Consider the following 21,298-nt stretch of genomic DNA (forward strand, 5'->3'; position numbering starts at 1 on the left):
TTTATAGTAATAATTACGGGAAATCGCCGCCCTTGTACAAAGGGCGCCCGAATCACTCCGGGCGCCCTGGGGCACGACTGGAATGTGTCATACAGAATCTTACTCCGTATGACACATTCTGGACAAATAATTATGCTGCGTACACAGGGTGCGCGTCGGCCAGCACTTTCACGGCCGCTTTCACGCGCTCGATGGTGGCGGCGTCATGCGGATTGTCCAGCACGTCGGCGATCAGGTTGCCCACTTCTTCCGCTTGCGCTTCCTTGAAACCGCGCGTCGTCATCGCCGGGCTGCCCAGGCGGATGCCCGAGGTGACGAAGGGTTTTTGCGGGTCATTCGGGATGCCGTTCTTGTTGCAGGTGATGTGCGCGGAACCGAGGATGGCTTCCGCTTCCTTGCCCGTCAGGTTCTTGGCGCGCAGGTCGACCAGCATGACGTGCGATTCCGTGCCGCCGGACACGATGCGCAGGCCGCGCTTGATCAGGGTCTTCGCCAGCACGTCGGCGTTCTTGATCACTTGCTTCTGGTATTCGACGAATTCAGGGCTCAGCGCTTCCTTGAAGGCAACGGCCTTGCCGGCGATCACGTGCATCAGCGGGCCGCCCTGGATGCCGGGGAAGATGGCCGAGTTGATGGCTTTTTCGTGTTCGGCCTTCATCAGGATGATGCCGCCGCGCGGGCCGCGCAACGATTTGTGCGTGGTCGAGGTGACGAAGTCGGCGAACGGCACCGGATTCGGGTACAGGCCGGCGGCGATCAGGCCCGCGTAGTGGGCCATGTCGACCATGAAGTAGGCGCCCACTTCCTTGGCGATCTTGCTGAAGCGTTCGAAGTCGATCTTTTTCGAGAAGGCCGATGCGCCGGCGATGATCAGTTTCGGCTTGCGTTCGCGGGCCAGGCGTTCCATCGCCTCGTAGTCGATGTCTTCTTCCGCCGTCAAGCCATACGACACGACGTCAAACCATTTGCCGGACATGTTCAGCGGCATGCCGTGGGTCAGGTGACCGCCTTCGGCCAGCGACATGCCCATGATCAGGTCGCCTGGTTTCAGCATGGCGAAGAACACGCCCTGGTTCGCCTGCGAGCCGGAATTCGGCTGCACGTTCGCGCATTCGGCGCCGAACAGCTGTTTCACGCGGTCGATGGCCAGTTGCTCGGCCACGTCGACGTATTCGCAGCCGCCGTAGTAGCGCTTGCCCGGGTAGCCTTCGGCGTACTTGTTCGTCAACTGCGAGCCTTGCGCTTCCATTACGGCTGGCGACGTGTAGTTCTCCGACGCGATCAGCTCGATATGGTCGTGCTGGCGCGTGTTTTCTTTTTGAATGACGGCGAACAATTCAGGATCGACGTTGGCGAGGGTGTGATCTTTTGCAAACATGTAAAAACTCCAAGTATGAGGGTGCTTGTACTGGCAGGTTGGATCGAATGAGGGGAGCCGGCGTTAAGTGAATAACAACATTGGATAGGCAGCCTCTTCGTGCTTTTCCATAGTGGCTACCCAGGCGAACGGCTGATGAAAAATCTCACGTTTCCCGGTGGGTGCCCACCTTTCGCCGGTTTGCCGATCGCCATTCATGGAGATCGCCCGACTTTTCGCCAGTCACGTGAGACGTAATGGAAGTCAAATTGTAAGTTAAGTGCCCAAATTGAGCAAGGAATGCAACCGTGCAGCTATAATCGCCGCGCGCCACCGCAGCCCGGGCACGGCCACGGGCCGCCCCGGGGCACGGCCGCGGCGCTTAAGCTGGACTTAAACCTGGCTGCTGCTTGTAAGCGTATGTTACGAGGCTTGCCATTGCCCACCCCGGATTTACAATGCTGCGGTGCAACTTATATGCTGCTTTTGCATGGCTTTCCAGCAAGCGCCCACAGTCACAAGAAGAAAAATCGCGTAAAATGTTGCTCAATCTCACTACTGGCGCAATAAACATGCCTTCAGTCTTTACCTGGAACGTACGTGTCTACTATGAAGACACCGACGCCGGCGGCATCGTCTATTACGCTAACTACCTGAAATTCTTCGAACGCGCGCGCACCGAATGGCTGCGCGCCATCGACGTGGGCCAGCAGCAATTGCTGGAACAGCACGACGCAATGTTCGTTGTCAAAAGCGTCAACGCCGACTATCATGCGCCAGCCAGGCTCGATGACACGGTAAGATTAACCCTAAGCATAGAAAAAATGGGGCGCGCCTCCATCGTTTTCCTGCAACAAGCCTGGTGCGGCGAGCGCCTGCTCAACACGGCCCGCGTCAAGATCGGCTGCGTCGACTCGGCACTGCGCCCGCGCGCCGTGCCCGATGCCGTCGCGGCCCGCATGCGCGCCGCCTGAGCCCTACTGCCACCCCCGGATAATTCACCCAACAGACTGCCAGCCAATGAACGTTACACAAGATCTTTCTTTCCTCGCGCTCATCACCAATGCCCATTTGATCGTGCAACTGATCATGGCCCTGCTGCTGCTGATTTCCCTGACCAGCTGGACCTACATTTTCCGCAAGATGTTTGCCGTGCGCCAGGCGCGCAAGCAAACCATCGAATTCGAACGCAGCTTCTGGGCCGGCGGCAACCTGCATGCGCTGCATCAAAACGCCAGCGGCAACCGCGACCAGAGCGGCGCGCTGGCCCGTATCTTTGACGCCGGCATGGGCGAATTCATCAAGGGCAAGGCTTCCTACGGTTCGCGCGAAGCGCTGGACGTGGGCGCCGTGCTCGACGGCGCACGCCGCGCCATGCGCGCCGCCTTCCAGCGCGAAATGGACGTACTCGAATCGCACCTGGCCTTCCTCGCTTCCGTCGGCTCCGTCTCGCCCTACATCGGCCTGCTCGGCACCGTCTGGGGCATCATGAACGCCTTCCGCGGCCTGGCCAACGTGCAGCAAGCTACCCTGGCCGCCGTCGCGCCCGGCATTGCCGAAGCGCTGATCGCCACCGCCATCGGCCTGTTCGCCGCGATTCCCGCCGTCGTCGCCTACAACCGTTTTTCGCATGACATCGACCGCCTGGCGATCCGCTTCGAGAGCTTCGTCGAGGAATTCTCCAACATCTTGCAGCGCCAGTCGCGCTAAGAGGGAGCAGCGTCCATGGGTTCCTCATTCAATAGCGGCGGCATGCGCGGCGGCCGTGGCCGCAAGTTCAAGTCGGAAATCAACGTCGTGCCGTACATCGACGTGATGCTGGTGCTGCTGATCATTTTCATGGTGATGCCGTCGTCGAACAATCCCAGCGTGGTGAACCTGCCCAACGCGGAAAGGTCGGCGAAACCGCCCGATGACTATATTCAGATCGTGCTGAAACCAAATGGTTCGCTGTCGATCGGCGTGATCGGCAAGGAACAGCTGTCGCCGGAAACGGAACCGAACCGCGACGCCCTGCTGCGCAAGCTGCGCGGCCTGCACGAAAGCAATCCCGACTATCCCGTGATGATCGCGGGAGACAAGGAAAGCAAGTACGACGATGTGATCCAGCTCATTTCGGAAGCGAAAAAGATGGGCATTACCCGCGTCGGCCTGGCCACCAAGTAAGCGCAGCACCCTGTTTCCAGACTTGACCGTTTTTAGATAGACTAGACTTTGCAGACCAAACAAATCGACCATGTACTCGGCAAGCCCTACAGCGTGCCGCGCGAACGCAGCCGCTGGCCCTCGCTGGGCCTGGCGCTGGCGATGCACCTTGGCCTGCTGTTTTTCCTGTGGGTGGGCGTACACTGGCAAAATACGGAACCTGTCGCCGTCGAAGCGGAAGTGTGGGACCTGAAAGTACAGACGGCCGCGCCGCCGCCCGAAGTGGCGACGCAACCGGAGCCGACACCGACGCCGCCGCCGGAACCGCAAGTGGAACAGCCTGCCCCGCCGCCACCGCCGCCCGTGGCCGCGCCCGAGCCGAAGGTCGATCTGCGCGAGGCAGAGATCGCCCTGGAACGCAAGAAGGCCAAGCTGAAAGAAGAAAAAGAGAAAGCGGCAACGGAAGAACGCCGCAAGCAGGAACAGAAGGAACGCGAGGAAGAAAAGCGCGAACTGGAAAAACAGAAGCAGAAAGAAAAAGACAAGGCTGAAAAGCTGGAAAAAGAAAAGGCCGACAAGCTGGAGAAAGCCAAGCTGGCCAAAGAGAAAGAAAAAGCGGCGGAAGAAAAAGCCGAGAAAGAACTGTCCGAGAAAAAAGCGGCGGCGGAAAAAGCCGCCAAGGCGAAAAAAGCGGCGGAAGAGAAAAAAGCCGCCGACAAGGCGCGTGACGCGGAAATGAGCCGCATCACGGGTGCGGCGGGCGCCGGCACGACGGGCACGGCCGCGAAAGCGACCGCGCCACGCAAGGACAGCGGCTATGTCGCTGCCCTGACGAGCAAGATCAAGAGCAATATCGCATACAGCGGTAGCACGGACGTGCCGGGCAACCCGCGCGCCGTGTTCAAGATCGAGCAACTGCCAACTGGGGAAATTATTTCGGTCCGAAAGATAAAAAGTAGCGGCCTGCCGGCGTATGACAGCTCGGTGGAAAACGCCATTAATAAATCGTCGCCACTGCCGAAGAAAAAAGACGGCACCGTGGAACGCGAGATTGAACTCATATTCGAGATGAAGGATTTGCCTAAATGATGACCATGAAAAAAATGAGCTATGTCGTGCTCTGCGCCAGCCTGATGCTGGGCGCGGCCGGCGCCCAGGCGCAATTGCGCGTGGAAATTACGGGGATCGGCAGCAACCAGATCCCGGTGGCAGTCGCCAGCTTTGTCAATGAATCGGCGGCGCCGCAATCGCTGTCGGGCATTATCAAGGCCGACCTGGCGCGCAGCGGCGTGTTCAAGCTGATCGACGCCGATGCGCCCGTGTCGGAAACGGCGCCCGTCAGCTACGAGCAGTGGAAATCGCGCGGCGCCGACGCGCTGGCGGCCGGCAGCGTGCAAAGCATGGCCGATGGCCGCCTGGACGTGCGCTACAAGCTGTTCGACACCATCAAGGGCGCCCAGATCTCCAGCATGAACAATGCGGCCGCGCCGCAATTCAACCGCTTGCTGGCGCACAAGATCGCCGATGATATCTATGAGAAGTTGACGGGCGTCAAAGGCGCGTTCGCCACGCGCATCGCCTACGTCACGCAATCGGGCCGCGAATACCGCCTGGAAATCGCCGACGCCGATGGCGAAGGCATCCAGGTCGCCCTGCGTTCGAACGAGCCGATCATTTCGCCGTCGTGGTCGCCGGATGGCACCAAGGTGGCGTATGTGTCGTTTGAAAAGAAAAAGCCCATCGTCTACGTGCAAAACCTGGTGACGCGCCAGCGCACCATCGTCTCGAACGAAAAAGGCAGCAATTCGGCGCCGAGCTGGAGCCCGGACGGTTCGCGCCTGGCCGTGGCCCTGTCGCGCGATGGCCATACCCAGGTCTACACCGTCAATGCCGACGGCAGCGGCTTGCGCCGCGTCAGCAACAGCAGCGGCATCGATACGGAACCCCAATTCTCGGCCGATGGCCAAAGCATTTACTTCACCAGCGATCGCAGCGGCGGACCACAAATCTACCGCATGTCGACCAGCGGCGGCGAAGCCAAGCGCGTGACGTTTGGCGGCTCCTACAACATCAGCCCGCGGATCTCCTCCGACGGGAAGACACTCGCTTATATTTCCCGTCGCGACGGCAATTTCCAGCTCTACGCGCTCGACCTGGCTAGTGGCCAGGAACTGCGCCTGTCGGACACCGCCAACGACGAATCACCGAGCTTTTCGCCCAACGGGAAATATATCATGTACGCGACCGAATCCGGACGACGCAAGTCGCTGGCAGTGGTATCGGTGGATGGCCGCGTCAAACAGCGTTTGACTACGCAAGCTGGCAATATCAAGGAGCCCACCTGGGGTCCTTTTATGAAGTAAATGCTGTACAGTTTCACCTTTAACCATGACCCGGAGAATAAAAATGAGTAACTTTAAAAGTTTGGCTTTCATCGCCGCTACCGCAGCTCTGCTGTCCGCCTGCAGCACCCCAGTCAAAGTAGCAGAAACCCCAGTGGTTGAGCGCGCTCCTGAAAAAGTCGTCGCACCAGTTGACACCCGTCAAGTTCAGCCAGTAACGACCGCATCGGTCGATCCACTGGACGATCCAAAAGGCGTGCTGGCTAACCGCAGCATCTACTTCGACTTCGACAAATACGTCGTGCGCGAAGCGGACACCCCAGTCGTGCAAAACCACGCTGCTTACCTGGTGAAAACCCCAGCACGCAAGATCCTGATCCAAGGTAACACCGATGAACGCGGCGGCGCCGAGTACAACCTGGCCCTGGGCCAGAAACGTGCTGAAGCCGTGCGCAAGTCGATGGCTGCCCTGGGCGTGCCGGAAGGCCAGATGGAAGCCGTGTCGCTGGGCAAAGAAAAGCCTAAAGCACAAGGCAGCAACGAAGCAGCATGGGCTGAAAACCGCCGCGCTGACATCGTTTATTGATGTTGACGGGTGAGCGCAGCAGCATTGGCGCTTACCTAACTGGCCAGTCATAGGCATAATAATGGGGCGCAGCGCGGTGATTCACCGCCCGGCGCCCCGTTTGCATGTTTTGCGTAACCTTAGAAAGCCCGACCCATGATGACATTCTCGAAAGCCGGCGTCGCCGCCGCCTTGATGGCCGCGTTTGCCTACCTGCCCCTGCACGCCAACGCCGCCCTGTTCGACGACGACGAAGCACGCAAGGCCATCCTGGAGCTGCGCGCCAAGGTCGACGCGATGGCGCGCGACCTGAACAGCCGCATCGACGCCAAGGCGGACAAGACCAGCACCTTGAGCCTGATCAACCAGCACGACCAGACCATGCAGGAGATCGCCCGCCTGCGCGGCCAGATCGAAGTGCTGGGCAACGACCTGGCGAATGTGCAAAAGCGCCAGAAGGATTTCTACACCGACATCGACGCGCGCCTGCGCAAGCTGGAACCGCGCCAGGTCACCATCGACGGCCAGGAAGCGGCCGTGGGCGTGTCCGAGCAAAGCGCGTACGAATCCGCGTTCGGCCTGTTCAAGTCGGGCGACTACAAGGGCGCCGTCACGGCACTGGACGGCTTCGTGAAACGCTATCCGGAATCGGCCTATGCCGCCAATGCGCAATACTGGCTGGGCAACGCCTATTACGCCCAGCGCGACTGCAAGAGCGCCATCAGCGCCCAGCAGGCAGTGCTGAAGAACTACCCGGACAGCCCGAAGGCGGCCGACGCCATGCTCAACATCGCCAGCTGCTACACGGAGCTGAAAGACAAGCCGAACGCCACCAAGACCCTGAACGCGCTGATCTCGCGCTACCCGGACTCCAGCGCGGCCCAGGCCGCCAAGGAACGGGGCGGCAAAAAGTAAAAGCGGGGAAAAAGTTGCCCGTTAGGTTTGACAGAATCCCGGGCACCCCCTATAATCTTTCTTCTTCGGGTCGTTAGCTCAGCTGGTAGAGCAGCGGACTTTTAATCCGTTGGTCGCAGGTTCGAATCCCGCACGGCCTACCACGAATACGCAGTACTGATCTGCTTGCGAGTTGTTATAGCAAGCATTTTTTTACGGCACAGTGTTACCGAAGTTGTAGTATAAAGTTTTTGGGTCGTTAGCTCAGCTGGTAGAGCAGCGGACTTTTAATCCGTTGGTCGCAGGTTCGAATCCCGCACGGCCTACCAAATACTTCAGAGAAGCCAACCGTTCGCGGTTGGCTTTTTTGTTTTCTAGGCTTGCCTGGATCGCAACCACTCCTTCAGCGCATCATTCATGCGCGTTTGCCAGCCATCACCGGTGGCCTTGAAGGCATCAAGGATCTCGGCGTCGAAGCGTATGGTCGTGCTGACTTTGCCGCCAGTGCCGGCGGGCCTGCCGCGGCGGCGCGCCACTTCCTGTTGCGCCTCGGGACGGGAAACGGGCTTGTCGCCCACTTGCCAGACGCCCTGCTCGAAAAAACCGTCCGTCAATTCGGACGCATCGTCCGGATCAACCGAGGCTTTGCCAGCATTTTGCGATTTCGCGTTCATTTGCTTTCGTCAACCTAACGGCATCAAAAGTGATTTTCATTATTTATTGTAGTAACAAATAATGGAAACATCCAGCCCTGTTTTCGAAGCAAGGCACCATCGGAAAGCTACATCCCTGGTCTCAACGCGACACCAACACCTGCCTCCCGGCCAGCTGCGCCGCCATGCCGCCCACGACCCGCCCCAGCGGCACCTCCACCCAGCGGTAAAACGCGGCGCCGGCCGCCAGGCTGGCGCCCCAGGCCGTCAGCATGCCCAGCGCCTGCCACTCCGGCTCGAGCGGGACATAGCTGATAAACAGCGCATTCACCAGCAGGCTGACGGGGAAGTGCACGAGGAAGACGGCATACGAAATCCGGCCCAGGGTATTGACGATGTTCCAGGCGCCGCCCTGCGACGGCGTGCGGGCGCGGCCGAACAGGAACAGGGCGCAGGCGACGATCAGCGCCAGCGCGATGCGGCTGCGGTAGTCGACGGCCAGGGCCAGCAGCACGGGCACGGCGGCCATGGCCATGAGCGCGGTCATGGCGCCCGGCTTGCGGACCGGGTCGCTGGCCCACCAGGCCAGCATGCCCAGGCCATAGCTGCCGAAAAAATACGGCGCCCAATTGTCCCAGCCGGCGTCGAGATTGAAATACAGCAGGGAAAACACGATGCCTACGGTGACGGCCAGCGGCATCAGCCAGCCCATGCGCCGCTGGCCCGCCAGGCGGCCGCCCAGCCACAGCAGCGATACCGTCAGCATATACAGCTGGAAATCGATGGCCACGTACCAGGCGCCGGCCGACAGCGATTCATAGCCCAGCACGCCGTGCAGCAGCAAGGCATGGGCGCTCAGCTGGCCCAGGGTGACGGCGGCCGACATGGAGTCGTGCATCATCCAGATGCCGGCCACAGGCGTAATCACTGCGGCAAGCAAGGTAGCGGCCAGGAAAGGCGGCGCCAGCTTGGCATAGCGGCGCCAGACGGCCTGCAGCGGCGTGGCGATGCCGGGACGGCCGGCGGGCGAGAGGGATTTGGCGACGAGAAAGCCGCCGATGACGAGAAAGACTTGCACGGCGATGCGCGCGCTGCCGCCCAGCCAGCCCAGCAACTCGGGCCACAGGGGCTGCACGTAGTCGGACATGGGCCCGTAAAACGCCAGGTGATGCAACACGATCAACTGCGCCGCGCCTGCCTTCAAACCATTGATCCAGCCAAACTGCGGACGATGTGCCAGGTCCGCCTGTGATACCACTGCTGCTGCCGTCATTCCCAATCCTTGCCGTGCCAGGTCTCGTCGCCAGCCCATCGCGCAACAGGCGCGCGGCTGAGGATTTACCGAAAGGCCGACATGATAGCCGAGCCTGGCACTTCGGTGACGCGCGGCAGATGAGCGATATCAGTCCTTGCGCGAAAAATCGGCACGCAACAGGGTCTGGATGATGCTGCCACCCTGCGCGTTCGCGCGCACCGCGACCACCATCGACGGCATGACGAACAGCATGCCATCCTGCCCGTCCCAAGTGTCGAGCAACTGCTCCAGCTCGCGCCCCAGCGATTCCGGCCGCTTGATCTGCTGCGCCAGCTGCGCCGCGCACTTGCCGTCATTGCCAGCGCGGCGCGGACACGCGTCGACGCGCACGAACGGCGTCTTGCTTTCGCGCAAGCGCGCGGACAACTGCGCCGTCACCGCTGCCGGCGCGCCATCCAGATACAGGTGGTAAGACGCCACGCTGCAGCAGCCCCTGGACAACAACAGCAAGCCGATCCCGGCGCCAAAGGCGCTTACAGGGGCTGACGGCACGTAGGCAAACGGCGGCGCGTCGCCATCGCCCGGCAAAGTACGGCGCAGCTCGGCGGCGTCCGGCGTGCGCCAGCCCGGCAGGCAGGCGGCATTGGCGGCGGCAAAACAGCTGCGGTAGCCCGTTTGATCGCTGATAAACAATTCCTCGACAGCATTACGCGCGCCGGCCGCGCCCGGCGCGACACCGTCCGGCCTGACCTCCCAGCCGCCCGTGCGGTTTTTGTGCCATGTCAGCGCCGTGCGGGACCAGGCCCACAGCCGCTCGTAGGGGTTGAATTGGTAGATCGGCGCGTCAGCCAGGTAGATTCTCGGCAAGGGAATGGGATCGCGCCGCTTGCCGTCCGCATCGACCACCAGCACCACGGACGGCGCATATTCGCTGTCGACATAGGCAAACGATGCCCCGTCGGGCGAGATGGCCGCCAGAACATAGGCTTGCAGGTGGCCGTCGCCTTCGGGCGGACTGGGCAGCACGGTGGTTTTCAGCGGCAAGCCACGCAACAGGAAACCGGGACGCTGGTCGCCGGGAAAATAGCGCACACCCGGGGACAGGGGAAAGCCATGCATGTACGTCTCGTTGCCACGGTAGCCGTATTCCGACGCCGCAATCTTCTCGACCACGGCCTTGCCCGCCTGCTCGTGGACCAGCGCCAGCATGCCGTCGTCTTCCTGCCGCTTGACGAAATACACGGGCTGGGCAAAATCGGTCCAGCGTTCGATGCCATCCGTGGTTTTGACGACGATTTTGTCGTTATGTATCAGCCGCATGGAGTGGTTCTCGGCGGACATCAGGGAGCCGCCGCCCTGGCGGTACTCGACCGACAAGGCGGCAAACCGCCCGTAGGTATCGGCCTTGGTCACCTTTTCGCCGCGCCGCAGCACGGCGGCATATTCGCCCGTGGCCGGCTCCGTGTAAGGCCAGCAGCCAGTCAGCAATACGAAAGCGGCGGCGTACCACCAGCGGTACCGTGCAAAAATTTTCATGCGTCGTCAGCCCTTCAGGTCAGGACTGCCCGCCCATGCTGCAAATTCGGCAATCTTGCAGGCATTCTACGGCAGATTCAGGACTGACTCAGGGCGGATTCGCTTGCGGCTGCTGTGCGAGGATGGCGTCGAGCAAGCCGGGGAAACGGCTCTCGATATCGGCGCGGCGCAGGGTGTTCATGTGCGTCGTGCCCGCATTTTCCGTGTAGACGAGGCCCGCTTCGCGCAAGACCTTGAAATGGTGGGAAACGGTCGATTTCGGCCGCCCGCCGTCGAGATCGCCGCAAGCGGCCGCGTCGACTCTAGCCAGGTGGCGCACGATGTCGAGGCGAATGGAATCGCTCAAGGCGTACAGCACTCTTTCGAGCACGAATTCGCTGGCGGGGGGATGTTTGTGTGGACGCATGAGCAGAATCATACAGCATGCGCTATACTAATTCCATTCTTCGAATATTTACGAACTACCGAATCAGCATCTCCCTATCTTTTCATCAACACACACAAAGGCCACCATGTCCGCCCTCTTCCAGCCCTACACCCTCAAAAATGTCACCCTGCGCAACCGCATCGCCGTGCCGCCCATGTGCCAGTACATGGCCGTCGATGGCCAGGCCAACGACTGGCATCTGTCGCATTACGCGGGCATGGCCCGTGGCGGCGCCGGGCTGGTGATCGTCGAAGCGACGGCCGTGGCACCGGAAGGCCGCATCACGCCCGGCTGCACGGGCATCTGGAACGATGACCTGGCGCAAGCCTTCGTGCCCGTCGTAAAAGCCATCAAGGCGGCCGGCTCCGTGCCCGGCATCCAGATCGCCCACGCGGGCCGCAAGGCCAGCGCCAACCGCCCATGGGAAGGCGACGACCACATTCCTGAAGGCGACGCGCGCGGCTGGCAAACCATCGCCCCGTCCGCCATCGCCTTCGGCGGCGGCCTGCCGAAAGTGCCGCGCGCCATGGACCTCGACGATATCGCCCGCGTGAAACAGAACTTCGTCGACGCGGCCGTACGCGCCCGCGAAGTGGGCTTCGAATGGCTGGAACTGCACTTTGCCCACGGCTACCTGGCGCAAAGCTTCTTTTCGGCCCACTCGAACCAGCGCGACGACATCTATGGCGGCAGCGTGGAAAACCGCAGCCGCTTCCTGCTGGAAACATTGAAAGCCGTGCGTGAAGTGTGGCCAGAGCACCTGCCGCTGACCATCCGCTTCGGCGTGCTGGAATTCGACGGCCGCGACGAGCAAACCCTGCTCGAATCCATCGGCCTCGTGCGCCAGTTCAAGGATGCCGGCATGGACATGATCAGCGTCAGCATGGGCTTTACCATTCCCGACGTATCGATTCCGTGGGGCCCGGCCTTCATGGGACCGATTGCCGAGCGCGTGCGCACGGAGGCGAGCGTGCCTGTCTCGTCCGCCTGGGGCTTCGGCACGCCGGCCATCGCCGAGCGCGTCGTCAAGGACGAACAGCTGGACGTGGTGATGGTCGGCAAGGCGCACCTGGCCAATCCGCACTGGGCATACTTTGCCGCCAAGGAACTCGGCGTGGAACGCGCCTCGTGGACCCTGCCGGCGCCGTACGCGCACTGGCTCGAGCGCTACTGATCACCTTTCGCCTTCGCCGCTGCCGGATGCCCTTCCAGAGGCAGTTCCGGCAGGAACAGCAAGGCGACCAGTCCCACCAGCAGCAGCACGGCGCCGGCGCCAAACACGCTGGCGATCGCATGACGGTACACCTCGACCGTCTGCACCGCCGCATGCGCGCCCAGCGCCGACACGGCTTCCACGCCATGCTTGTGCAGCTGGTGCGCGAGGATGGCGCCGGACGCCGTCACGCCCAGCAAGCCGCCCAGCGAGCGGAAAAAGGCCAGCATGGCCGTGCCCACGCCGCGGCGCGCCAGGGGCAAGGCATTTTGCACGGCGATCGTCATGTTCGGCATCACCAGGCCCAACCCCGTGCCGAGCAGGAAGATGGCCGGCTCGATGATCCAGTAGCCGCGCGACGTTTCCATGGCCCAGGCCAGCACGGCAAACGCCAGCAGCGCCACCGCCAGCCCCGCCACCTGCACCATCTTGTACTTGCCAGAGCGCGACAGCACCCGGCCATTGAACATCGACGACGCCACCAGCCCCACCATCATCGCCACCGTCATCACGCCCGATTCGGCGGGACTCGTACCCATCACCAGCTGGAAGAACAGGGGAAAGAAGACGCTGGCGCCCATCAGGCCCATGAAGGTCATGGCCATCACCAGGCTGGCGATATTGAAGGTGCGGTTTTCGAACAGGTCGGGCGGCAGCACGGGTTCGTCCACCCTGCCCACGTGGAAGGCCAGCCAGGCGCCCAGCAACAGGGCGATGCCGCCGCACACCTTGATGGCGAGAGAGTCCCACGGCCACTCCGTGCCGCCCAGCGCCAGCACCAGCAGGGCCGCCGTGATGGCGCCCGTCAGCAAGGCGGAACCCAGGTAGTCGATCTTGTGCGCATGCGTGCGCGCCGGCTTGCGCATGGTGCGCGCGATGATGACAAAGGCAGCCGCGCCGATGGGCAGGTTCACATAGAAAATCCAGTGCCACGACAAGGCATCCGTGATGACGCCGCCCAGCACGGGGCCCAGCACGCTGGTGACGGCAAATACGATGGGCACCATGCCCTGCCGCTTGCCCCGTTCGGCAGGCGGCACGATGTCGCCGATGATGATCTGCGCCAGCGGCATGAAGCCGCCCGCACCCAAGCCCTGGATGGCGCGGAAGATGATCAGTTCCGTCATGTTCTGCGCCAGCCCGCACAGCACGGAGCCGAGCAAGAAGGTCAGCAGGGCCGTGAAGATCATGGGGCGGCGGCCATACTGGTCGGCCAGCTTGCCGTACAAGGGCATGGTGGCCGTCGAGGCCAGCACATACGCCGTGACCACCCACGACAGATGCGCCATGCCGCCCAGGTCGTCGACGATGCGCGGCAAGGCCGTGGCGACGATGCTCTGGTCCAGCGCACCGAGGCCCAGCACGGCCATCAGGCCCAGGTAGATGGCGCGCACTTCGCGCTCGGTGACGGGTTTTACGGCGTCCTTGTCTGCGCCTGCGGCTTGATCGTGGCGGCTCATGCTTGGCCGATCTCGAGCAGCGGCTGCATGGCGGCTTCCAGCGCATCGACCTGCTGCGGCGACAAGCGGGCGATGCGCCGCGCCAGCGCATCGCGGCGCCGCGCGCGCAAGGTTTCGAGCATGGTTAAGCCTTGCGCGGACACCTGCAGGCCCGAACGCCGGCGGTCCTGCGGATCGGGCGCGCTACGCTCGACCAGCCCCGCCTCTTCGAGCGACTTGACCTGGGCGCTGACGGTCGGCCCGCGCACATTCTGCAGCCGCGCCAGCGCGGCCACGCCGATGCCGGGCTGCTCGTGGATCAGGGCCAGCAGCATGTACTGCATCATCGATACGCCGCCCTCCAGCTCGCCCCCTTCGCGCTGCATGGCGCGCAACAGGCGCTTGAACGCCACGCGCAAGTCATCGGACAGCGCCAGCGCTCGCTCGGGGATGGGAAGGTCTTCGGTAATGGGCATGGGATCACATAAATAGGTAGGCTATCTATCCATATTAGCCCGTGCATGAGGGGCACGCAAGGCTTTTTTTCCGTCCTTGCCCCGTCCAGCCCTTCCCAAAACCGCCGATGGCCGTCATAATAGCCGCCCTTGGGTCGTTAGCTCAGCTGGTAGAGCAGCGGACTTTTAATCCGTTGGTCGCAGGTTCGAATCCCGCACGGCCTACCAAGATTCAGCCGTCATCATGGCAAGCATGTTGATACGGCACAGCGTTACCGCAGTAGTAGTAAAAAGTTTTTGGGTCGTTAGCTCAGCTGGTAGAGCAGCGGACTTTTAATCCGTTGGTCGCAGGTTCGAATCCCGCACGGCCTACCAAATACTTCAGAGAAGCCAACCGTTCGCGGTTGGCTTTTTTGTTATACGCTCCCTAGCCTTTTGAGCATATTCCAGCAAGGTATATTCTTGTCTAGAACAGTTTTACCCACTACCAGCACCCGCAGACCCCATTCCCCCTACAATCTTAAGCACTCTCTTTTCCTTCTTTTATCAGTGGAGCCTGACCAACCCACATCCTTTTATCCTCAGCGTTACAAAGTATGTAGATTGAGCGAAATCTAAGGAGTATTCTCTTTAAAGCATCAATTCGACACAGCATTTCCTCCGTCAATTTCATTTAAAAATCATCCATCAAACCGTAAACATCTCCACAATTATAAATAGTATGCTTCAAGTGGAAATTTTATTCAAAATGGGTTTTTTGGAACTGTCATATATGATGAATTGGTGATTCGAATTTTTAGTAAACAGAGACTACGTAAAAATTGGAGAAAAATAATGCCGCTCGAACATCACCACTTGGACGTACGGACACGTACGTTTATGACGTCAGAGATTAATAGTGACCTGCAAGCCGAAACGCTGTACTTCAGTGACAATCTTACTGAAGAAGGTTGCGCAAACTATCCAACACTTCTTCTCGACGCAGCCAGAAACGGGGACGATTCCACTCTTGCTGAATCACTATTAGCGTGCCTGAAATCCCATGAGAAGCCACGCAAACTTGCATCTGGCGGCTACTCAAAACCGCCAATCATGCGAAGTAACGCCCACGAAATGTTGGCGGAGGGTGAGTTTAATCGTTTTTATATGCGAGCTCTTTGTCTTCGGGCCATGGAAGAGAAAATCCCCGAGCTCATCGTGTACAGGGCAAAGGAGGTGAGCAATGCTCGTTCCGCGTCCGAGGGAATGATCGGTCAGCCCATGTCAGCAGAAGCCCTCTTGAATGACCTTCGCACTAACGTCGGCGTTGACACGGCATTAGGACTGCCACCGGGACCAAACTCTGGTCTATGCGTAAAATTGCCATAAGACTCTATTCCTTCGCAATTCTCAAATAACTTAAAATAATTGACTCTTACAAGAACCAATATAAAAATATGGAATACCTCTTCGTTGAGGATTACTTTTTATACGGCTACATCCCGGTTTTGGTGCAAGAATTCAATCCTTTCGTCACAGACTCGAACCCTGCTCTGCCTACTAATATAGTATTCGGTAGCAAAAAAACGCCAACCTTTAACAGTTGGCGTTTTTGTTTTCCACGCCAACTATTCTATCCCCTCCCCATACCTCCCCGGCGTCACCCCCATCACCCGCTTGAACATGGCGATGAAGGCGCTGACGTTGTCGTAGCCCAGGTCCAGCGCAATCGTCGTGACGGGCTGGCCGGCGGCCAATCGTTCCAGGGCGCGCAGGATGCGGGCGCGCTGGCGCCAGGCGGACGGGGTAAAGCCCGTCTCGATCGTGAATCGGCGCGCCAGGGTGCGCGGCGAGACGCCGGCCCAGGCGGCCAGCGCTTCCACGCCACGCTCGTCGGCCAGGTCGTCAAGCACGGCGCGCGCCACGCGCAGCAGGCGCGGGTCCGTGGGCAGGGGCAAGCCGAAGGATTCGTGCGGCGCGGCGGCGATTTCGTCGAGGATCACGCCCGCCACCCGGGCTTGCCGCGCGTCCAGCGCGCCCTCGTCCCAGACGCTGGCACGGCCCACCGCCTCGCGCAGCAAGCCAGAGACCCGCATCACGCAAGGCGCGGCCGGCAAGCCGGCGCAGCTGGCCTCGTCCACGTACACGCTCCAGCCCGCAAACGGACCGTGCGAACGCAGCGCGTGCATATGATGGGGCGGCACCCACACGCAGTGGCTGGCCGGCACCACCCACTGGCCGCTGTCGGCGGCAACGGAGAGCAAGCCTCGCATGGCGCCGAACAGCTGGCCGCTGGCATGGCGGTGCGCCCCCGTCACCCTTTCCTGCGGCTGGACAATGCGCATGGCGCGCAGCAGCGGTACTGGCGGCAAGATTGGCGGATTTGACGTATCGAATGACATAAACAACGCAGGCAAGACAATCCGGCCATCATACAGTGAAGTCTTTCCAACCCTCAGGAGTTCACCATGCGTGCAGAAGACGTCTTACCGGATCAACAAAACCAGGGCCAGTTCAATGGCGTCACCGTGCGCAAGGGCACGGTAGGCGCTTTTCTGGCCAATGCCCGGCTGTGGCTGGACGACGCCAGCAGCGTCGAGGACAAGGCCATCGCCGAGCGCGACATTGTCGACGCCTTGCCCGCCCTGCATGCACTGGGACTGTTCGAGATCCTGCAGGTGCGCGATGCGGCGCTGCGCGAACTGGTGGCCGTCGCGGCCGCGTGAGCGGGCTGACTCGTCCCCGGCGCGCATTTCCTCTATCATGCTGCTTTGCCCGCCTTCGCACCTGCCATGCCGTTTACCATTGCCGCCCCCGTCCACAGCGAACTGATCATCAAGAAAAGCCGCTTCATCGGTTGCGTGCAGCCGATGACGGACCGCGCCAGCGCGCAGCAGGTGGTCAATGACTTGAAGGCGCAGCATCCGGGCGCCTGCCATGTGTGCTGGGCGCTGCTGGCGGGCGGGCAGTCGGCGGCCGTCGACGATGGCGAACCGAGCGGCACGGCCGGGAGGCCCATGCTCGACGTGCTGCGCCACCAGGACCTCGAAGGCGTGCTGGCCACCGTCGTGCGCTACTTCGGCGGGATCAAGCTCGGCGCGGGCGGCCTGGTGCGCGCCTACACGGACAGCGTGGCGCAAGCGTTATTGCAGGCGGAAAAGACGGCCATCGTGCGCCAGCGAACCCTGCGCTGCACGGTGCCGTATGCGATGGAGGGCATGCTGCGCCGCGAACTCGACGGCGCCGGCGCCACCTTGCTGAACGTGGAACACGGCGCAGACGTGTTGTTCGACTTCAGCCTGCCTGAAACGGCGGCCACCGCCCTGCTCGCCCATCTGCATGAGGCGGGCAATGGGCGGATACAGTGGCTGGACGCGCAGGACATGACTGCTGGCTGATCACCAAAGAGCAGAACCCATGGCGCTTGGCCAACAAATGCGAAGTGACTCTCCATCTTCCTCGCAGGATCACCGAGATAGATGTCGCCGAAGCGCAAGAATTCGTTTATGCGCTCCGGCAGCAATTTCCGCAGTCTGGCGGACATGATGGACGGCGATAACCGTCCCATTGAAAACCTATCTGCTGGTACAGGAATGCGCTGATCCACCACCACGGCGATATCGCCTTCATTCCCGGGCATATGATTTCCGCAGTCTGTACAGATGCCCGCACCGACATGCCCGCTCATCCACGCCTCATTGGCGTCCACCACATCTGTTCCACAATAATACAGATGCTACATGCATTTTTTCATGGCCTTGCCTTAACAAGCACCATCGTCATGGATAGCGCTGCTCCAGATATCCATTCGGAAACACGTGGGAAATATTGTCCATCTGTCCGTCTATATAGCCGAATAGAATCTGATATTCGGTATGGTTTTCCTGGCCATGCTCTTTCTGGCAGACCTTGATGGACTGGAGGAGATCGTCTTCATACAGGTAATCGTAACTAGCTTCTCCAAATTTTCCGAAATTAATGTCCTGCGCGATGCGTGCCCCGTCAAGAAAACTGAGCATGACATTCCTCAAGCTCCCGCTGGCATTGAAGTGCACGCTTTTAAGCTCGCCGCGCTCATGAAAATAGAAACTCCTGTTGATGACAGCGGCAGATCCGCCATAGCTTTCCACCAGGATGACCCTTCCCTCCCCATCGAGATAGTAGACATGAGTGTCTTTCAACTTCGCGGGCAGCGACTTTAGCGCTTTTCCCGGCTTAAAACCGGCCCTTTGCGCTTCGAATGGCCTGACGTTACACAACGGCCCTTTGCTGATCAGCGTTCGCGCCGCGCGCAGTTTGACGGCATCTGAATAAGTCGCCATGAAAAAGTCGGATTCCGACGCTATCGCGTGGAATTGCTCGCCCAGTTTTCGGATTTCAATAATGATATATCGCTCCCGCTACGACACTTCCAGCAATCAAGTCCTGCCCGGCCGCTTGATCTGCAGCAAGATGAAATGCGTCCACGCCAGCGCCGGCAGCACCAGCAACAGCAGCATCAGTCCGGCAGGCATGTCCGGCACGAAACGCACGAAGCAGGCAAGAAAACTCGCGATGGCCAGCCAGAAGCGCCAGTTGAAGGCATAGGCCTTGCGCGCCACCGTCGCCAGCGCGATGCGCCAGAATTCCAGCAAGGCCCACAGGCCGCCCGTCAGCAGCAGCGCGGCCAGCGCGTTGGCGCCGGGGGCGTCGGCCCAGGTGCGCACCAGGTTGTACAACAGCAAGGGATAGCCGGCCGTGATGGCCAGGGTGGCCGGGCCGGCGGCGATGACAGCTTCAAACAGCTGCCCTTTGGAACGATGATCCACTAAATCTTGCTCCTCAAGCCACGACGCCGGAATGGGCGGCGATCACTTGCAGCGCGCCGGCTGCGTCCTGCGCCCAGACGCGCGTAAAACGGAAGTCGCCATGCGTTTCCACGCCGTGGTAGCTGCCCGTCAGCTGCATGCGCACGGAGACCACGGCCACGTGGCCGTTGATGCGCACATGGCGCTCGGAGGCGCGCAAGTCGGTGATGGTCAGCAGGCGCTGCTCGTGCGCGGCCAGGTCCGCATGCTTGCTCAGCAAATGGCCCAGATGATTCGTAAACAGCAAATCGTCGGCCAGCAAATCGTTCAACACGGCCACGTCGGACGCCATCATGGCCAGGCGCAAGCGCTCCTCCGCATCGAGCACTTGTACTTCCGTTAAAGCATTCATCTTTTTCCTTATTAAAATAACGCACGCATATTAGCAAACGGGAAAACCATGCTGGCACGAAATAGCCAATTTCACAATCATCCGAAAGACTTATGCCTGTAGAGCATATTTATATAGCGTAATATTCGCAGCGGTATTGCGCAAAACGCCCCCATAGTACTGTACAGTGCTTGCCCTTTCGCCCCAGGCTGGGGCAGCAATGACTTGTAGTAAAGTGCTCTCTGCAGTCTCGAATAAAACCAAGATAAGGCCCCTACATGGCAATTAACATCATTCTGAACCTGCTCGTTGCGCTGATCGTCTTCGCTTTCATGTTCCACCAGCAACGCAAGCACGCGACGTTTACCGTGCGCGTCTTCACCGGCCTGGGCCTGGGCGTGCTGCTGGGCGCGGCCGTGCAGGCCATCTATGGCGCCGGCTCGCCCGTCATCGCGGGCACCAATGAATACATCGACATCGTCGGCAGCGGCTACGTCAAACTGCTGCAGATGATCATCATGCCGCTGATCATGGTGTCCATCATTTCCGCCATTTTAAAGCTCAAGGACGCGAGTTCCCTGGGCAAGATCAGCGCGCTGACCATCGGCACCCTGCTGATTACCACCACAATCGCCGCCGCGCTGGGCATTTTGATGGCCAAGCTGTTCGGCCTGACGGCCGTGGGCCTGACGTCGAGCGCCGCCGAAGTGGCGCGCGGCGTGCAGCTGCAAGGTTCGCTGGAAACGGCAAAAGCCCTGTCGCTGCCGAAACTGCTGGTCAGCTTCGTGCCGACCAACCCCTTCCTCGACATGACGGGCGCGCGCAAGACCTCGACCATCGCCGTGGTGGTGTTCTCCATCTTCATCGGCATCTCGGCCACGGGCATCGCCGCCAAGAAGCCGGAAATCTTCGCGTCCTTCGAGCACTTCATGAAAGTGGCGCACGCCATCGTCATGCGCATGGTCACGCTGGTGCTGCGCCTGACGCCGTACGGCGTGTTCGCGCTGATGTTTGAAGTGGTGGCGTCGTCGAGCTACACGGACATCTTGAAATTGATCAACTTCGTCGTCGCCTCGTACAGCGCGCTGATATTGATGTTCCTCGTGCACCTAGCCATCATCGCCGGCGTGGGCCTGAACCCCTTGCGCTTCGTCAAGAAAGTCTTCCCCGTGCTGGCCTTCGCCTTCACCTCGCGCACGAGCGCCGGCTCGATCCCGATGAGCGTACAGACGCAAACCCAGCGCCTGGGCACGCCGGAAGGCATCGCCAACTTCGCCGCCTCGTTCGGTTCGACCATCGGCCAGAACGGCTGCGCCGGCATCTATCCCGCCATGCTGGCCGTCATGATCGCCCCCACCGTCGGCGTCGATCCATTTACGCTCAGCTTCCTGCTGCCGCTGCTGGCCATCATCACCATCGGTTCCGTCGGCGTGGCAGGCGTGGGCGGCGGCGCCACGTTTGCCGCCCTGATCGTGCTGTCGGCAATGGACTTGCCCGTCGCGCTGGCCGGCTTGCTGATCTCCGTCGAACCGCTGATCGACATGGGCCGCACGGCCCTGAACGTGAGCGGCTCGATCACGGCCGGCACCGTCACCAGCCGCGTCATGGGCGAAACCGACCTGGCCGTCTACAACAGCGACGACGCGCCTGACCTGGACGAAGCGGAACACGCCGCCTAGAACGCATAACCAAACCTACTGCGCGTCGCGGGTTGCGGTTTCCGATGCTCACTGGCTCGGCGCCCCCGTACCTTCGCACAGTTCCGCTTCTCAAGCCAACGGGGGCGCCGAGCCTCGCTTCCGCTCGCTACGGTTTTGTTAAGCGTTCTTAAGCGCGTCCAGCCACACCAGCGGCGCGCCG

General features: G+C 60.8%; 23 protein-coding genes, 4 tRNA genes and 1 riboswitch. Of the genes, 16 read left to right on the forward strand and 11 right to left on the reverse strand.

The window, feature by feature from the left end; genetic code table 11:
- Positions 1 to 130 precede the first annotated feature (130 nt).
- Positions 131 to 1,378 carry a serine hydroxymethyltransferase gene (glyA, locus tag AC1RJW_RS21365; RefSeq protein ID WP_034759173.1) on the reverse strand — a complete coding sequence of 416 codons (1,248 nt, stop codon included), beginning with the start codon at positions 1,376 to 1,378 and terminating at the stop codon, positions 131 to 133.
- A gap of 111 nt (positions 1,379 to 1,489) precedes the next feature.
- Positions 1,490 to 1,614, reverse strand: a riboswitch (ZMP/ZTP riboswitch).
- A gap of 315 nt (positions 1,615 to 1,929) precedes the next feature.
- On the opposite strand from glyA, the gene ybgC reads away from it, so the two are divergent.
- The 9 genes from ybgC to AC1RJW_RS21410 all read left to right on the forward strand — a co-directional run bounded on the left by ybgC (position 1,930) and on the right by AC1RJW_RS21410 (position 7,632).
- Positions 1,930 to 2,331: a tol-pal system-associated acyl-CoA thioesterase gene (gene ybgC / locus AC1RJW_RS21370; protein ID WP_493046741.1), complete on the forward strand. Its 402-nt coding sequence runs from the start codon at positions 1,930 to 1,932 to the stop codon at positions 2,329 to 2,331.
- A 46-nt stretch (positions 2,332 to 2,377) separates the two neighbouring features.
- A complete protein-coding gene (gene tolQ / locus AC1RJW_RS21375; protein WP_046682323.1) occupies positions 2,378 to 3,067 on the forward strand; it encodes a protein TolQ in 690 nt (229 codons plus the stop codon).
- 15 nt (positions 3,068 to 3,082) lie between these two features.
- Positions 3,083 to 3,523 (forward strand): ExbD/TolR family protein, encoded by a 441-nt coding sequence (locus AC1RJW_RS21380; protein WP_242428498.1) that lies wholly within the window; start codon positions 3,083 to 3,085, stop codon positions 3,521 to 3,523.
- Positions 3,524 to 3,571: 48 nt separating this feature from the next.
- Positions 3,572 to 4,591: a cell envelope integrity protein TolA gene (gene tolA, locus AC1RJW_RS21385; RefSeq protein WP_493046742.1), complete on the forward strand. Its 1,020-nt coding sequence runs from the start codon at positions 3,572 to 3,574 to the stop codon at positions 4,589 to 4,591.
- A 5-nt stretch (positions 4,592 to 4,596) separates the two neighbouring features.
- Entirely contained in the window at positions 4,597 to 5,865 is a 1,269-nt protein-coding gene (gene tolB / locus AC1RJW_RS21390) for a Tol-Pal system beta propeller repeat protein TolB (RefSeq protein WP_493046821.1), read from the forward strand.
- A gap of 43 nt (positions 5,866 to 5,908) precedes the next feature.
- Complete coding sequence (pal, locus tag AC1RJW_RS21395; protein ID WP_071078728.1) at positions 5,909 to 6,430, forward strand: peptidoglycan-associated lipoprotein Pal; 522 nt, start codon at positions 5,909 to 5,911, stop codon at positions 6,428 to 6,430.
- 135 nt (positions 6,431 to 6,565) lie between these two features.
- Positions 6,566 to 7,324 (forward strand): tol-pal system protein YbgF, encoded by a 759-nt coding sequence (gene ybgF, locus AC1RJW_RS21400; protein WP_493046743.1) that lies wholly within the window; start codon positions 6,566 to 6,568, stop codon positions 7,322 to 7,324.
- A 67-nt stretch (positions 7,325 to 7,391) separates the two neighbouring features.
- Positions 7,392 to 7,467: transfer RNA gene (locus tag AC1RJW_RS21405), tRNA-Lys, on the forward strand.
- A gap of 89 nt (positions 7,468 to 7,556) precedes the next feature.
- Positions 7,557 to 7,632: transfer RNA gene (locus AC1RJW_RS21410), tRNA-Lys, on the forward strand.
- Positions 7,633 to 7,677: 45 nt separating this feature from the next.
- Here AC1RJW_RS21410 and AC1RJW_RS21415 read toward each other — a convergent pair.
- From AC1RJW_RS21415 to AC1RJW_RS21430, 4 genes are all read right to left on the reverse strand, one after another.
- Positions 7,678 to 7,977 (reverse strand): BrnA antitoxin family protein, encoded by a 300-nt coding sequence (locus AC1RJW_RS21415; protein WP_493046744.1) that lies wholly within the window; start codon positions 7,975 to 7,977, stop codon positions 7,678 to 7,680.
- A gap of 121 nt (positions 7,978 to 8,098) precedes the next feature.
- The gene (locus tag AC1RJW_RS21420; RefSeq protein ID WP_493046745.1) at positions 8,099 to 9,229 is read right to left on the reverse strand and encodes an acyltransferase family protein; all 1,131 of its coding nucleotides are present in this window, start codon (positions 9,227 to 9,229) and stop codon (positions 8,099 to 8,101) included.
- A gap of 129 nt (positions 9,230 to 9,358) precedes the next feature.
- Positions 9,359 to 10,747, reverse strand: a complete 1,389-nt coding sequence (locus tag AC1RJW_RS21425; RefSeq protein ID WP_493046746.1) for a hypothetical protein — start codon at positions 10,745 to 10,747, stop codon at positions 9,359 to 9,361.
- Between the two features lie 88 nt (positions 10,748 to 10,835).
- Positions 10,836 to 11,153, reverse strand: coding sequence for an ArsR/SmtB family transcription factor (locus AC1RJW_RS21430; protein WP_493046747.1), 318 nt, complete (start codon positions 11,151 to 11,153; stop codon positions 10,836 to 10,838).
- Positions 11,154 to 11,259: 106 nt separating this feature from the next.
- Between AC1RJW_RS21430 and AC1RJW_RS21435 the strand changes: the two genes are divergently transcribed.
- Positions 11,260 to 12,348, forward strand: coding sequence for an NADH:flavin oxidoreductase/NADH oxidase (locus tag AC1RJW_RS21435; protein ID WP_493046748.1), 1,089 nt, complete (start codon positions 11,260 to 11,262; stop codon positions 12,346 to 12,348).
- Here AC1RJW_RS21435 and AC1RJW_RS21440 read toward each other — a convergent pair.
- Entirely contained in the window at positions 12,342 to 13,847 is a 1,506-nt protein-coding gene (locus AC1RJW_RS21440) for an MDR family MFS transporter (protein ID WP_493046749.1), read from the reverse strand. The two genes, AC1RJW_RS21435 and AC1RJW_RS21440, sit on opposite strands and share 7 nt — an antisense overlap.
- On the reverse strand, positions 13,844 to 14,302 hold the full coding sequence (locus AC1RJW_RS21445; protein WP_493046750.1) for a MarR family winged helix-turn-helix transcriptional regulator: 459 nt from the start codon (positions 14,300 to 14,302) through the stop codon (positions 13,844 to 13,846). The genes AC1RJW_RS21440 and AC1RJW_RS21445 overlap by 4 nt, the downstream gene beginning before the upstream one ends.
- Positions 14,303 to 14,433: 131 nt before the next feature.
- Here AC1RJW_RS21445 and AC1RJW_RS21450 point away from each other — a divergent pair.
- The 3 genes from AC1RJW_RS21450 (at position 14,434) to AC1RJW_RS21460 (ending at position 15,649) form a co-directional block, all read left to right on the forward strand.
- Positions 14,434 to 14,509 (forward strand) — tRNA-Lys (locus AC1RJW_RS21450).
- A 71-nt stretch (positions 14,510 to 14,580) separates the two neighbouring features.
- Positions 14,581 to 14,656: transfer RNA gene (locus AC1RJW_RS21455), tRNA-Lys, on the forward strand.
- A gap of 459 nt (positions 14,657 to 15,115) precedes the next feature.
- The gene (locus tag AC1RJW_RS21460; protein WP_493046751.1) at positions 15,116 to 15,649 is read left to right on the forward strand and encodes a hypothetical protein; all 534 of its coding nucleotides are present in this window, start codon (positions 15,116 to 15,118) and stop codon (positions 15,647 to 15,649) included.
- Positions 15,650 to 15,888: 239 nt separating this feature from the next.
- Here AC1RJW_RS21460 and AC1RJW_RS21465 read toward each other — a convergent pair whose 3' ends face one another.
- A complete protein-coding gene (locus AC1RJW_RS21465) occupies positions 15,889 to 16,605 on the reverse strand; it encodes an AraC family transcriptional regulator (RefSeq protein ID WP_493046822.1) in 717 nt (238 codons plus the stop codon).
- 123 nt (positions 16,606 to 16,728) lie between these two features.
- Here AC1RJW_RS21465 and AC1RJW_RS21470 point away from each other — a divergent pair, with 123 nt between their 5' ends.
- The gene (locus tag AC1RJW_RS21470; protein WP_070290669.1) at positions 16,729 to 16,986 is read left to right on the forward strand and encodes a hypothetical protein; all 258 of its coding nucleotides are present in this window, start codon (positions 16,729 to 16,731) and stop codon (positions 16,984 to 16,986) included.
- Between the two features lie 66 nt (positions 16,987 to 17,052).
- Entirely contained in the window at positions 17,053 to 17,658 is a 606-nt protein-coding gene (locus AC1RJW_RS21475; protein WP_493046752.1) for an IMPACT family protein, read from the forward strand.
- A gap of 381 nt (positions 17,659 to 18,039) precedes the next feature.
- On the opposite strand, the gene AC1RJW_RS21480 is transcribed toward AC1RJW_RS21475, so the two are convergent.
- From AC1RJW_RS21480 to AC1RJW_RS21490, 3 genes are all read right to left on the reverse strand, one after another.
- Positions 18,040 to 18,582 (reverse strand): hypothetical protein, encoded by a 543-nt coding sequence (locus AC1RJW_RS21480; protein WP_493046753.1) that lies wholly within the window; start codon positions 18,580 to 18,582, stop codon positions 18,040 to 18,042.
- Between the two features lie 96 nt (positions 18,583 to 18,678).
- On the reverse strand, positions 18,679 to 19,068 hold the full coding sequence (locus tag AC1RJW_RS21485; RefSeq protein ID WP_493046754.1) for a hypothetical protein: 390 nt from the start codon (positions 19,066 to 19,068) through the stop codon (positions 18,679 to 18,681).
- A gap of 13 nt (positions 19,069 to 19,081) precedes the next feature.
- Complete coding sequence (locus tag AC1RJW_RS21490; RefSeq protein ID WP_493046755.1) at positions 19,082 to 19,459, reverse strand: nuclear transport factor 2 family protein; 378 nt, start codon at positions 19,457 to 19,459, stop codon at positions 19,082 to 19,084.
- 257 nt (positions 19,460 to 19,716) lie between these two features.
- Between AC1RJW_RS21490 and AC1RJW_RS21495 the strand changes: the two genes are divergently transcribed.
- Positions 19,717 to 21,117 carry an L-cystine transporter gene (locus tag AC1RJW_RS21495; protein WP_493046756.1) on the forward strand — a complete coding sequence of 467 codons (1,401 nt, stop codon included), beginning with the start codon at positions 19,717 to 19,719 and terminating at the stop codon, positions 21,115 to 21,117.
- The last annotated feature ends 181 nt before the right edge of the window (positions 21,118 to 21,298 follow it).

It is taken from the genome of Janthinobacterium sp. GW822-FHT07A03, assembly GCF_058798815.1.